The organism is Xenorhabdus poinarii G6 (genome assembly GCF_000968175.1).
Taxonomy (GTDB): Bacteria; Pseudomonadota; Gammaproteobacteria; order Enterobacterales; family Enterobacteriaceae; genus Xenorhabdus; species Xenorhabdus poinarii.
This window is the reverse complement of record NZ_FO704551.1, coordinates 3,048,098-3,061,529: the sequence shown is the minus strand read 5'-3', so window position 1 is coordinate 3,061,529 and position 13,432 is coordinate 3,048,098. Positions and strand designations below refer to the sequence as shown.

Genomic DNA, 13,432 nt, shown 5'->3' with positions numbered 1-13,432 from the left:
ACGGGCAGCGGGGTGATTACTCTTGTTCCCTTCGCGGGTACTAGCCCGATCAGGTTCTGCGGATCCCGAATTAACGGTCTCAGCCTGTGTTCATCGTGATAAGACGGTGAACGTTAGGCACTCCGACAAGAAAAAACACTCCAGAGTATAAAGGGGATGATAAAAACTACAACTTAAAACATCACACTTTCTTCAATCAGTTGCTAACTAGGCTTGTGAGTACTTGCCAGCGTCGAGGCGAAAGACAATAAAAAGGAGTATGCTTGGTTTGTGTTGATTTGCAGCAAACTGTGTTGGACGTGGTCACATAATCAATGATGGAATAGAGACAGATGATGCAACAAAAACTGACAGGTAGAGAACGGGGTTGGTGGATTGTGAGTCTTGAGAATCGGGTCTGGTTGCCACAGGGGGAATTACCTTTGGGGACGGCTGAACAATGGACATTGCAAGATCAAATGGCGATCCCCATCGGCGAGTGGCAGGGAGAGAAGGTTTGGTTAATCCGCCGGAAAATGGTTTCAGATATGTCTTCTCCCCGGTTAATTTCTGACCGGGATGACAAATTATTTCAATTGGTCGGACGTGGTGTCCAATTGGCTGAGTTTTATCGTTCACATCGCTATTGTGGTTACTGTGGTCATAAGATGCGGCCCAGTCTGCATGAGTGGGCCTGTTTGTGTCATCACTGCCATGAACGTTATTACCCACAAATTGCGCCCAGCATTATTGTCGGTATTCGGCGTGATGATCATCTTCTTTTGGCACAACATCAGCGTCACCGTCATGGCATTCATACCGTACTTGCTGGTTTTGTTGAAGTAGGCGAAACGTTGGAAGAGGCGGTTCATCGTGAAGTGATGGAAGAGAGTGGAATTAAGATCCGTAATTTACGTTATGTCGATTCCCAACCTTGGCCTTTCCCAAATTCATTAATGGTCGGTTTTCTGGCCGATTATGAAAGTGGCGAAATCAATATTGACCCTGTCGAACTGATCAGTGCAGCGTGGCATCGCTATGATAATCTTCCGCTTATCCCGCCCCCTGATACCATTGCTCGTCGTTTAATTGAAGAGACGGTTGCGTTATGCCGCCATCAGTCATTGAGTAATCGGTAAGCAAATCACGTTATTGGAGGTTAGGTCGGAAGTTCAGTTTCAAGCATGTTAAACTGCGTCCATTTTTTCGTGTGCCAATTTTAGGTTGCTATGCCGATTTATAGTGCATATTGCAGCGTAACGGTGCTGTAGATAAAGTGCTGTGACCAGTTAATCAAGGGAGCCTGTCATGAATGAGTTGAAAAACGATCGCTATCTGCGTGCCTTACTGCGTCAGCCCGTCGATATTACACCGGTATGGATGATGCGTCAGGCCGGCCGGTATTTACCCGAATATAAAGCAACGCGTCAGGCAGCGGGAGATTTCATCTCGTTATGCAAAAACACGGAATTAGCTTGTGAAGTCACTCTCCAACCGTTGCGTCGTTTTCCTCTGGATGCGGCTATCTTGTTTTCGGATATTTTAACGATCCCCGATGCTATGGGGCTGGGGCTTTATTTTGAAGCGGGCGAAGGGCCACGTTTTCACTCTCCTATCCTGAATCATGCCGATGTCGCAAAATTACCGGTGCCTGATCCAGAGTTGGAGTTAGGCTACGTGATGGATGCTGTACGTGCTATTCGCAAAGCGTTGGCGGGACAGATCCCGCTGATTGGTTTTTCGGGGAGTCCGTGGACATTGGCAACGTATATGGTTGAGGGTGGAAGCAGCAAAGCGTTCACTAAGATCAAGTCCATGATGTATGTGACGCCGGCCACCTTGCATAGTTTACTGGATAAATTGGCAAACAGCGTTATCTTATACCTGAATGCACAAATAAAAGCGGGCGCTCAATCTGTCATGATTTTCGATACCTGGGGTGGCGTTTTGTCCCAGGCTGATTATCTGGAATTCTCTCTGCAATATATGCATAAAATTGTCGATGGGTTGGTCCGTGAACATGAAGGACGTCGTGTGCCAGTTACCCTGTTTACGAAAGGGGGAGGACAATGGCTTGAAGCGATGGCAGCAACGGGCTGTGATGCGCTTGGCTTAGACTGGACGACGAGTATTGCGGATGCTCGGCGGCGGGTTGGTGATAAAGTGGCCTTGCAGGGCAATATGGATCCGTCCATGCTGTATGCGCCGCCAGCACGTATTGAAGAAGAAGTGTCGACAATTTTACAAGATTTTGGCGTAGGCAGCGGGCATGTTTTCAATTTGGGGCATGGCATTCATCAGGATGTTCCACCGGAGCATGCAGGGGCGTTCGTCGAAGCAGTGCATAGGCTTTCAGTAAAATACCATCAATAATGTTATGATTGATACGAAAGCATTACGTCAGGAACAGATAGAAAAATCACGGCAGGTTATCCGCCATGAAGTTTTTTCTGCCTCTTTTACGCCAAAGTTTATCGCAGGGGCTGACGTTGGATTTGAAAAAAACGGTACGGTGACGCGTGCCGCCATTGCCATCTTACAATATCCGTCACTGGCGTTGGTCGAATACCAAATTGCCTGTATTGATACTGTCCTTCCCTATATTCCCGGTTTACTCTCCTTTCGTGAATACCCTGCACTGATGGCTGCATGGCAAAAATTAAGCTTGCAGCCTGATTTGGTTATGGTGGATGGTCAGGGTATTGCCCATCCCCGGCGTTTTGGCATCGCCAGCCATTTCGGGGTATTGGTGGATGTGCCAACCATCGGGGTAGCGAAAAGCCGGTTGTGTGGGGAACATGAACCGATCGGTGACGTTCAGGGAAGCCGACAACCATTAATGGATCAGGGTGAACAGATTGGTGTCGTATTGAGGAGCAAAAGAAGATGTAATCCGCTCTACATTTCCCCCGGCCATAAGATCAGTATTGATCGTGCCGTGTTTTGGGTTGAACAGTGTATAAGGGGATATAAGCTGCCTGAACCAACCCGTTGGGCGGATGGGATTGCCTCAAATAGGTTGTTTTTTAGTCGAAAAATTCGTTCAATCCCATAATTATTACAGAAAATTGTGGATCTTCTTGATTTTCAGGTAAACTTCGACGCAAATAGGCATGATGAGTAACGACCAATGTTAAGAAACCCGATCCACCTGAGGTTGGAGAAACTTGAAAGTTGGCAACATTTGACTTTTATGGCTAGTCTATGTGAGCGGATGTACCCAAATTATCAGGTATTTTGTCTTCAAAGCGAATTTGCCGATCCGGTACAATATCGCCGCATTTTAGATCTAGTGTGGGAAATATTGGTCGTTAAAGATGCAAAAGTGAATTTTGATAATCAGCTGGAAAAATTGGAAGCTATTATTCCATCATCAGAACATTATGATATTTATGGTGTGTATCCAGCGATTGACGCGTGCATTGCACTGGGTGAAGTCATTCATTCTCGTCTGAGTGGCTCGACGTTAGAACATGCGATAGCCGTCAGTGAAATCTCCATTCGTACTGTTGCCATGTTAGAAATGACACAGGCCGGCAGGGAAATGACAGAAGATGAGCTGAAAGTATTACCTGCCATTGAGGAAGAGTGGGATATTCAATGGGAGATTTACCGTTTATTGGCAAATTGCGAAGAACGGGATATAGAATTAATTAAAGGATTAAAGGCTGATCTCTGTGAAACAGGGGTCAGTAATATCGGCATAGCTTTGCAGCAATAACCCATAAAATAGGGTCTTGTACTTGGATTGCCGTATTTAAATAAAGGCTTCACATTTGCCCTCACTCTGTTCTACATTGGGAGGGCGAAAAGAAGTGGCTATCGGTGCGTGTATGCAGGGGTGCTGTCAAATCGGCATATCCGTCGCACTCGATGCTTTGCAAACGATAAACACACTGTAAGGATAATCTATGAATAAAACCGAATTAGTTGATGCAATTGCAGCAGGCGCAGATCTGACGAAAACTCAGGCTAAAGCTGCTCTGGAATCAACTCTGAATGCAATCACTGAATCCCTGAAAAATGGCGATGCAGTGCAATTGGTCGGCTTTGGCACTTTCAAAGTTAACCATCGTGCAGAACGTACTGGTCGTAACCCACAAACAGGTAAAGAAATCAAAATTGCAGCAGCAAATGTACCTGCTTTCTCCGCGGGTAAAGCACTGAAAGACGCAGTTAAGTAATTGCATTGCGAAAAAAAATAAGAGGGGGAATTCAACCCCTTTTGTTGACTTTACAGGGGCTGTTAGCACTAGGGATCATCTCTTTGCTCAGCGCCTGTTCGATTCAACCCAAAATCCCGCTTTTCAGCGCCAGTGGTTTTGTTACCGCTGACGGTGTTATCCGCTTGTGGCGTTTGAATGATCAAAACAGTCAGCCTCAGATTATCATGAGCGTTTACAGCCCTTATCATGCTAAAGACACGACTGTCACTTTCTATGAATATCGTCATGGCCATTTGTGGCAGATCCGTCGCAATGTGCTTGGTAATCCTCCACTCGAAGAAACATTGCGTCTCGATCAAAATAGCACGGTCATTTTTAAGCAGCGGCAATTGCAAAGGCATAATGAACAGCTATCCGGTGATGATGTGGCTCGTCTGAAATCCACTGCCAGTCAAATCGAGAACATGAGTCACGTGTTAATTGCAGATAAGGTTAGGTTATTGCAAGGACACTGGCAGGATGGAAAAGTGACGCTCTGTTCAGGGAAGTCGTTATTTGTTGCGTTTGGGCCTGATTCACAGAAATGGCTTGAAGAGAGGAAAGGTAGCAACTCAAGTTTGCTGACAATTGCATGGCTGGATTCGCCGAAAGAAAACCAGTTATTGTTGGTTGCTAATGATGATTTTTGTCGTTGGGAGCCGACGCAAGATAAGCTGTGATGCTGTGACTTCCGTCGGCTTGAATGGATTTATTTCAAACGAGCAATTGCCCGGTATCCAATATCCTTACGATAAAAACAACCTTTCCAGTGAATGTTCCCGGCTCTGAGATACGCTTTTTGCTGAGCGTCCGCAATATCGCAGCCTAAAGCCGTTACACATAAAACGCGCCCGCCCGCAGTAACCACATTTTGATCTTTCAATGCGGTTCCCGCATGAAAGACTTTTTCATTGATATCTGACTCATCGTTCCCGGTGTTTTGTTCTAATCCACGGATAATGTCACCTTTGGTATAATTGGCAGGATAACCTCCCGCTGCCAGTACGACACCTAAAGCGGGACGTTCGTCCCATGCCGATGTTTTCCCGCTTAACTGTCCTTTGGCTCCGGCGAGACACAATTCGATTAAATCAGAACGTAGACGCATCATGATAGGTTGTGTTTCAGGATCCCCAAATCGACAGTTAAATTCGATCACTTTCGGTTTTCCCTGTTGATCAATCATCAACCCGGCATAGAGGAAACCAACATAGGAATGGCCTTCGGCTGCCATCCCTTCCACCGTGGGATAAATAATTTCCGCCATCACACGTTGGTGGATCTCATCCGTGACGACCGGTGCTGGAGAGTAGGCGCCCATTCCTCCGGTATTTGGCCCTGTATCAGCGTCACCTACGCGCTTATGATCTTGACTGGTCGCCATAGGAACCACATTTTTGCCATCCACCATGACAATGAAACTGGCTTCTTCCCCATCCAGAAATTCTTCGATGACAATACGATGCCCTGCATCTCCAAATGCATTGCCTGCCAGCATATCTTTGACGGCATGTTGTGCTTCATCCATGGTGGTAGCAACCACGACGCCTTTACCGGCCGCAAGGCCATCGGCTTTAATGACGATTGGGACGCCCGTTTTCTCCAGATAGGCCAATGCGGGGTCAATTTCGGTGAAATTTTGGTAGGCGGCTGTAGGAATATGGTGGCGGGCAAGGAAGTCTTTGGTAAACGCTTTAGAGCCTTCCAATTGAGCCGCTGCTTTTGTCGGCCCGAAAATAGTCAGCCCTGCCTGTTTAAACGCATCAACGATCCCGATAACCAGTGGCGCTTCTGGCCCGACAATAGTCAGAGCAATATCATGATCTCGGGCAAATGCCAGTAATCCTTCAATATCTGTCGCGGCAATATCGACATTTTCTAAATTTGTTTCCAATGCGGTGCCTGCATTACCCGGTGCGACATAAACATGGCTTGCCAGAGGTGATTGTGCCGCTTTCCAGGCTAATGCATGTTCTCTTCCGCCACTGCCAATAATCAATATATTCATCTGAAGGCTCCTATTTATAAAGCACAAGTCATAAGACAAAAATGGTTAATGGCGAAAATGGCGCATGCCGGTGAAAATCATGGCAATATCGTGTTCATCGGCGGCTGCAATGACTTCCTCATCACGAATGGAACCACCTGGTTGGATAATACATCTGACGCCAACCGCAGCCGCGGCATCAATACCATCTCTGAATGGGAAAAATGCATCGGAAGCCATGGCACAGCCCTGAACTTCCAAGCCTTCATCTGAGGCTTTTATACCGGCAATTTTGGCGGAGTAAACCCGGCTCATTTGCCCGGCGCCAATACCAACAGTCATATTATCCTTGGCATAAACAATCGCATTGGATTTAACGAATTTAGCGACTTTCCAGCAGAACAGAGCATCTTGCATCTCTTGTTGCGTTGGCTGGCGTTTGGAGACAACAACCAGATCACGCGTTGTCACCATGCCTAAATCCCGATCTTGTACTAACAAGCCACCGTTAACACGTTTGAAATCTAGGTTAGCAATAGGGGAATGCCATTCACCACATGCCAAAACACGGACATTTTTTTTGGTTGCCAGAATTGGCAAAGCGGCTTTATGAATAGAAGGCGCAATGATAACTTCAATAAACTGGCGTTCAATGATGGTTTGAGCGGTATTCGCATCGAGCTCGCGGTTAAACGCAATGATGCCTCCGAATGCGGAAGTCGGATCGGTTTTAAACGCGCGATCATAGGCGATATCGATGCCAGTGCCTATTGCAACACCACAAGGATTGGCGTGTTTGACAATAACACAGGCTGGTTCAGCGAAAGCTTTGACACATTCCAGTGCTGCATCGGTATCTGCAATATTGTTATAAGAGAGAGCCTTGCCTTGTAATTGGGTTGCCGTAGCAATGGACGCCTCAGCAGGTTGTCCTTCTGTTGCTTCTATATAGAAAGCGGCATCCTGATGGCTGTTTTCGCCATAACGCATATCTTGCTTTTTAATGAAATTCAGATTCAGAGTGCGAGGGAAACGTCCAGCGGGTTGCTCAGTATCACCGTGATATGGTGGAACTAATTGACCAAAGTAATTGGCAATCATACTGTCATAGGACGCGGTATGTTCAAAAGCTTTAACCGCTAAGTTAAAACGAGTGGATTGTGTCAATGAATTCTGATTGTTATCCATTTCCTCAATGATATTGTCATAATCTTGGGTGTTGACGACAATCGTGACTTCTTTGTGGTTTTTAGCTGCGGAGCGAACCATTGTCGGGCCACCGATATCAATATTCTCTACAGCGTCGTCCAGAGAGCAATCTGGTTTTGCTACAGTTTGGGCAAAAGGATAAAGATTAACGACGACCATATCGATTTGCAAAATCTGGTGCTGTGTCATAACTTCATCATCTTGCCCACGCCGACCCAAAATACCGCCATGAATTTTGGGATGAAGTGTTTTGACACGCCCATCCATCATTTCGGGGAAGCCGGTGTAGTCAGACACCTCGGTAACATTCAATCCTGCTTCGGCCAGTAAACGGGCAGTGCCTCCTGTAGAAAGGAGTTCGACACCACGATGTGATAAGGCCTTAGCAAATTCAACAACCCCCGCTTTATCAGAAACACTTAGCAGGGCACGACGGATTGGGCGAAGCTGTTGCATTGGAGTGATCCTTCGAATTTCATAAAACAAGAATGTGTTATTGAAGAAAAACCGCGGATGTATAGAAAAAAGGGGTTCTGCAATAACATTTCAAAACAACCTGAAAAAATATTTGGTGATTTTTCCTTCGCAGATTGTAACGAAAACGTTTGCGTGATGCTCGATAATTTTCACCAAAATATTTGATTGTGGATAATTCTGTGTGCAAACGGGTATAAAGTGGTGTTTTGCTGTGTTATTAGGCAAACGATAATTTTTTTCAAAAAAACGATTGCCAGCGCCGTAAAAGTCCCTATAATGCGCCACCACTGACCGACGCCACGCTGACACAGGCCGCGCCGGGCAGGGAGAAGAAAGCGAAAATAAACGCTTGACTCTCGAGGCGAAAAGCGTAAGATACGCAGCCTCGCAACCCGGCAGTCATGCCCGGTTGACACGCTCTTTAACAAATTAATCAGACAATCTGTGTGGGCACTCGCAAGACCCTATCTTAACGCCGAAAGGCGGAAAAGATTATGCAAGTCTTAAAGAGTGACTAACAGTGAATTCATTATGAATAAACCGTTTAATTCTTTGAGCATCAGACTTTTAATTGAAGAGTTTGATCATGGCTCACATTGAACGCTGGCGGCAGGCCTAACACATGCAAGTCGAGCGGCAGCGGGAGAAAGCGTGCTTTCTTGCCGGCGAGCGGCGGACGGGTGAGTAATGTCTGGGGATCTGCCCGATGGCGGGGGATAACCACTGGAAACGGTGGCTAATACCGCATAATCTCTGTGGAGCAAAGTGGGGGACCTTCGGGCCTCACGCCATCGGATGAACCCAGATGGGATTAGCTAGTAGGTGGGGTAAAGGCTCACCTAGGCGACGATCCCTAGCTGGTCTGAGAGGATGACCAGCCACACTGGGACTGAGACACGGCCCAGACTCCTACGGGAGGCAGCAGTGGGGAATATTGCACAATGGGCGCAAGCCTGATGCAGCCATGCCGCGTGTATGAAGAAGGCCTTCGGGTTGTAAAGTACTTTCAGCGGGGAGGAAGGCGTGAACCTGAATAAGGTTGGCGTTTGACGTTACCCGCAGAAGAAGCACCGGCTAACTCCGTGCCAGCAGCCGCGGTAATACGGAGGGTGCAAGCGTTAATCGGAATTACTGGGCGTAAAGCGCACGCAGGCGGTCAATTAAGTTAGATGTGAAATCCCCGGGCTTAACCTGGGAACGGCATCTAAGACTGGTTGGCTAGAGTCTCGTAGAGGGGGGTAGAATTCCACGTGTAGCGGTGAAATGCGTAGAGATGTGGAGGAATACCGGTGGCGAAGGCGGCCCCCTGGACGAAGACTGACGCTCAGGTGCGAAAGCGTGGGGAGCAAACAGGATTAGATACCCTGGTAGTCCACGCTGTAAACGATGTCGATTTGGAGGTTGTGGCCTAGAGCTGTGGCTTCCGGAGCTAACGCGTTAAATCGACCGCCTGGGGAGTACGGCCGCAAGGTTAAAACTCAAATGAATTGACGGGGGCCCGCACAAGCGGTGGAGCATGTGGTTTAATTCGATGCAACGCGAAGAACCTTACCTACTCTTGACATCCACGGAATTTTGCAGAGATGCGAAAGTGCCTTCGGGAACCGTGAGACAGGTGCTGCATGGCTGTCGTCAGCTCGTGTTGTGAAATGTTGGGTTAAGTCCCGCAACGAGCGCAACCCTTATCCTTTGTTGCCAGCACGTGATGGTGGGAACTCAAGGGAGACTGCCGGTGATAAACCGGAGGAAGGTGGGGATGACGTCAAGTCATCATGGCCCTTACGAGTAGGGCTACACACGTGCTACAATGGCAGATACAAAGAGAAGCGACCTCGCGAGAGCAAGCGGACCTCATAAAGTCTGTCGTAGTCCGGATTGGAGTCTGCAACTCGACTCCATGAAGTCGGAATCGCTAGTAATCGTAGATCAGAATGCTACGGTGAATACGTTCCCGGGCCTTGTACACACCGCCCGTCACACCATGGGAGTGGGTTGCAAAAGAAGTAGGTAGCTTAACCTTCGGGGGGGCGCTTACCACTTTGTGATTCATGACTGGGGTGAAGTCGTAACAAGGTAACCGTAGGGGAACCTGCGGTTGGATCACCTCCTTAAACCGACGATAGGTTATTGTTGCAGTGCTCACACAGATTGTCTGATGAAAATGAAGAAGCAGCGCGTCTGCGAAGAAGACTGATGTCCCCTTCGTCTAGAGGCCTAGGACACCGCCCTTTCACGGCGGTAACAGGGGTTCGAATCCCCTAGGGGACGCCACGCTGCGGGGAACGGGTGAAAGGCGTAACCGACTGTATTTTTAAGTGGGCTGGTGACAGCCGATTTACAAATCATGCTCTTTAACAATCTGGAACAAGCTGAAAATTTGAAACACTCAGTACTGTTAAGACAGTATTGAGCGAGTCTCTCAACCCGCATCTCCGAAGACACCTTCGGGTTGTGAGGTTAAGCGAATAAGCGTACACGGTGGATGCCTAGGCAGTCAGAGGCGATGAAGGACGTGCTAATCTGCGATAAGCGCCGGTAAGGTGATATGAACCGTGATAGCCGGCGATGTCCGAATGGGGAAACCCAGTGTGACTTGTCACACTATCATTAACTGAATTCATAGGTTAATGAGGCGAACCGGGGGAACTGAAACATCTCAGTACCCCGAGGAAAAGAAATCAACCGAGATTCCCCCAGTAGCGGCGAGCGAACGGGGAGCAGCCCAGAGCCATCAGCAGTGTCAGCGTCAGGAGAACGGTCTGGAAAGGCCGGCAGTAAAGGGTGATAGCCCCGTATCCGAAGGCGTTGGCAGTGTGAGCTCGATGAGTAGGACGGGACACGTGGTATCCTGTCTGAATGTGGGGGGACCATCCTCCAAGGCTAAATACTCCTGACTGACCGATAGTGAACCAGTACCGTGAGGGAAAGGCGAAAAGAACCCCGGCGAGGGGAGTGAAAGAGAACCTGAAACCGTGTACGTACAAGCAGTGGGAGCACCCTTTAGGGTGTGACTGCGTACCTTTTGTATAATGGGTCAGCGACTTATATTCTGTAGCAAGGTTAACCGTATAGGGGAGCCGCAGGGAAACCGAGTCTTAACTGGGCGTTAAGTTGCAGGGTATAGACCCGAAACCCGGTGATCTAGCCATGGGCAGGTTGAAGGTTGGGTAACACTAACTGGAGGACCGAACCGACTAATGTTGAAAAATTAGCGGATGACTTGTGGCTGGGGGTGAAAGGCCAATCAAACCGGGAGATAGCTGGTTCTCCCCGAAAGCTATTTAGGTAGCGCCTCGTGAATTCATCTTCGGGGGTAGAGCACTGTTTCGTCTAGGGGGTCATCCCGACTTACCAACCCGATGCAAACTGCGAATACCGAAGAATGTTATCACGGGAGACACACGGCGGGTGCTAACGTCTGTCGTGAAGAGGGAAACAACCCAGACCGCCAGCTAAGGTCCCGAAGTCATGGTTAAGTGGGAAACGAAGTGGGAAGGCTCAGACAGCCAGGATGTTGGCTTAGAAGCAGCCATCATTTAAAGAAAGCGTAATAGCTCACTGGTCGAGTCGGCCTGCGCGGAAGATGTAACGGGGCTAAACCATGCACCGAAGCTGCGGCAGCGACATTTAGGTGTTGTTGGGTAGGGGAGCGTTCTGTAAGCCGTTGAAGGGGGACTGTGAGGTCTGCTGGAGGTATCAGAAGTGCGAATGCTGACATAAGTAACGATAAAGCGGGTGAAAAACCCGCTCGCCGGAAGACCACAGGGTTCCTGTCCAACGTTAATCGGGGCAGGGTGAGTCGACCCCTAAGGGGAGGCTGAAAAGCGTAGTTGATGGGCAACAGGTTAATATTCCTGTACTGGTGATAATTGCGATGGGGGGACGGAGAAGGCTAGGCAGGCCGGGCGACGGTTGTCCCGGTTTAAGGATGTAGGTGGGTGAGCCAGGTAAATCCGGCTGACCATGACACTGAGGTCTGATGACGAGTCACTACGGTGGCGAAGTTGCTGATGCCCTGCTTCCAGGAAAAGCCTCTAAGCTCCAGATTATCATTAATCGTACCCCAAACCGACACAGGTGGTCAGGTAGAGAATACTCAGGCGCTTGAGAGAACTCGGGTGAAGGAACTAGGCAAAATGGTGCCGTAACTTCGGGAGAAGGCACGCTGGCGCTAGGTGAAGGACCGCGCGTCCGGAGCTGAGGCCAGTCGCAGAGACCAGCTGGCTGCAACTGTTTAATAAAAACACAGCACTGTGCAAACACGTAAGTGGACGTATACGGTGTGACGCCTGCCCGGTGCTGGAAGGTTAATTGATGGGGTTAGCCGCAAGGCGAAGCTCTTGATCGAAGCCCCAGTAAACGGCGGCCGTAACTATAACGGTCCTAAGGTAGCGAAATTCCTTGTCGGGTAAGTTCCGACCTGCACGAATGGCGTAATGATGGCCAGGCTGTCTCCACCCGAGACTCAGTGAAATTGAACTCGCTGTGAAGATGCAGTGTACCCGCGGCAAGACGGAAAGACCCCGTGAACCTTTACTATAGCTTGACACTGAACATGGAGCCTTGATGTGTAGGATAGGTGGGAGGCTTAGAAGTGTGGACGCCAGTCTGCATGGAGCCATCCTTGAAATACCACCCTTGAATGTTTGATGTTCTAACGTGGACCCGTCATCCGGGTTGCGGACAGTGTCTGGTGGGTAGTTTGACTGGGGCGGTCTCCTCCCAAAGCGTAACGGAGGAGCACGAAGGTTAGCTAATCACGGTCGGACATCGTGAGGTTAGTGCAAAGGCATAAGCTAGCTTGACTGCGAGCGTGACGGCGCGAGCAGGTACGAAAGTAGGTCTTAGTGATCCGGTGGTTCTGCATGGAAGGGCCATCGCTCAACGGATAAAAGGTACTCCGGGGATAACAGGCTGATACCGCCCAAGAGTTCATATCGACGGCGGTGTTTGGCACCTCGATGTCGGCTCATCACATCCTGGGGCTGAAGTAGGTCCCAAGGGTATGGCTGTTCGCCATTTAAAGTGGTACGCGAGCTGGGTTTAGAACGTCGTGAGACAGTTCGGTCCCTATCTGCCGTGGGCGTTGGAAGATTGCAAGGGGCTGCTCCTAGTACGAGAGGACCGGAGTGGACGCACCACTGGTGTTCGGGTTGTCATGCCAATGGCATTGCCCGGTAGCTAAGTGCGGAAGAGATAACCGCTGAAAGCATCTAAGCGGGAAACTTGCCTTAAGATGAGTCTTCCCTGACCCTTAGAGGGTCCTGAAGGAACGTTTAAGACGAAGACGTGGATAGGCTGGGTGTGTAAGCGTAGCGATACGTTGAGCTAACCAGTACTAATGAACCGAGAGGCTTAACCTGACAACACCGAAGGTGTTTTAGTGGGCAGAGAGAGAGTTTCAGAGAGAAATAGCTTGTTCGAGATTGAAAACCGGATTTGTCTGGCGGCAATAGCGCGGTGGTCCCACCTGACCCCATGCCGAACTCAGCAGTGAAACGCCGTAGCGCCGATGGTAGTGTGGGGTCTCCCCATGTGAGAGTAGGACACTGCCAGACATTCATTAGTCAGAGAA

8 protein-coding genes, 1 tRNA gene, 3 rRNA genes and 1 riboswitch are annotated in these 13,432 nt (G+C 49.0%); of the genes, 10 read left to right on the top strand and 2 right to left on the bottom strand.

Going from position 1 to position 13,432, the window contains the following annotated elements:
- Positions 1–9 precede the first annotated feature (9 nt).
- Positions 10–135, bottom strand: a riboswitch (TPP riboswitch).
- 197 nt (positions 136–332) lie between these two features.
- The 6 genes from nudC (at position 333) to XPG1_RS14135 (ending at position 4,864) form a co-directional block, all read left to right on the top strand.
- A complete protein-coding gene (nudC, locus tag XPG1_RS14160; RefSeq protein ID WP_045959617.1) occupies positions 333–1,118 on the top strand; it encodes an NAD(+) diphosphatase in 786 nt (261 codons plus the stop codon).
- 169 nt (positions 1,119–1,287) lie between these two features.
- A complete protein-coding gene (gene hemE / locus XPG1_RS14155) occupies positions 1,288–2,352 on the top strand; it encodes a uroporphyrinogen decarboxylase (protein ID WP_045959616.1) in 1,065 nt (354 codons plus the stop codon).
- A gap of 4 nt (positions 2,353–2,356) precedes the next feature.
- Positions 2,357–3,034 carry a deoxyribonuclease V gene (nfi, locus tag XPG1_RS14150; protein WP_045959615.1) on the top strand — a complete coding sequence of 226 codons (678 nt, stop codon included), beginning with the start codon at positions 2,357–2,359 and terminating at the stop codon, positions 3,032–3,034.
- Between the two features lie 75 nt (positions 3,035–3,109).
- Positions 3,110–3,700, top strand: coding sequence for a YjaG family protein (locus XPG1_RS14145; RefSeq protein ID WP_045959614.1), 591 nt, complete (start codon positions 3,110–3,112; stop codon positions 3,698–3,700).
- 190 nt (positions 3,701–3,890) lie between these two features.
- The gene (hupA, locus tag XPG1_RS14140) at positions 3,891–4,163 is read left to right on the top strand and encodes a nucleoid-associated protein HU-alpha (RefSeq protein WP_010848914.1); all 273 of its coding nucleotides are present in this window, start codon (positions 3,891–3,893) and stop codon (positions 4,161–4,163) included.
- Between the two features lie 41 nt (positions 4,164–4,204).
- A complete protein-coding gene (locus XPG1_RS14135; RefSeq protein WP_231853026.1) occupies positions 4,205–4,864 on the top strand; it encodes a DUF1481 domain-containing protein in 660 nt (219 codons plus the stop codon).
- Between the two features lie 29 nt (positions 4,865–4,893).
- On the opposite strand, the gene purD is transcribed toward XPG1_RS14135, so the two are convergent.
- Both purD and purH read right to left on the bottom strand, forming a co-directional pair.
- Positions 4,894–6,192 (bottom strand): phosphoribosylamine--glycine ligase, encoded by a 1,299-nt coding sequence (purD, locus tag XPG1_RS14130; protein ID WP_045959613.1) that lies wholly within the window; start codon positions 6,190–6,192, stop codon positions 4,894–4,896.
- Between the two features lie 45 nt (positions 6,193–6,237).
- Positions 6,238–7,836: a bifunctional phosphoribosylaminoimidazolecarboxamide formyltransferase/IMP cyclohydrolase gene (gene purH / locus XPG1_RS14125; protein ID WP_045959612.1), complete on the bottom strand. Its 1,599-nt coding sequence runs from the start codon at positions 7,834–7,836 to the stop codon at positions 6,238–6,240.
- A gap of 589 nt (positions 7,837–8,425) precedes the next feature.
- Between purH and XPG1_RS14115 the strand changes: the two genes are divergently transcribed.
- The 4 genes from XPG1_RS14115 (at position 8,426) to rrf (ending at position 13,415) form a co-directional block, all read left to right on the top strand.
- Positions 8,426–9,968 (top strand): 16S ribosomal RNA (locus tag XPG1_RS14115).
- An 84-nt stretch (positions 9,969–10,052) separates the two neighbouring features.
- Positions 10,053–10,128: transfer RNA gene (locus tag XPG1_RS14110), tRNA-Glu, on the top strand.
- Between the two features lie 184 nt (positions 10,129–10,312).
- Positions 10,313–13,220, top strand: a 23S ribosomal RNA gene (locus XPG1_RS14105).
- Between the two features lie 79 nt (positions 13,221–13,299).
- Positions 13,300–13,415, top strand: a 5S ribosomal RNA gene (rrf, locus tag XPG1_RS14100).
- Together the 16S, 23S and 5S rRNA genes with 1 tRNA gene alongside form the textbook arrangement of a ribosomal RNA operon.
- Positions 13,416–13,432 lie beyond the last annotated feature (17 nt).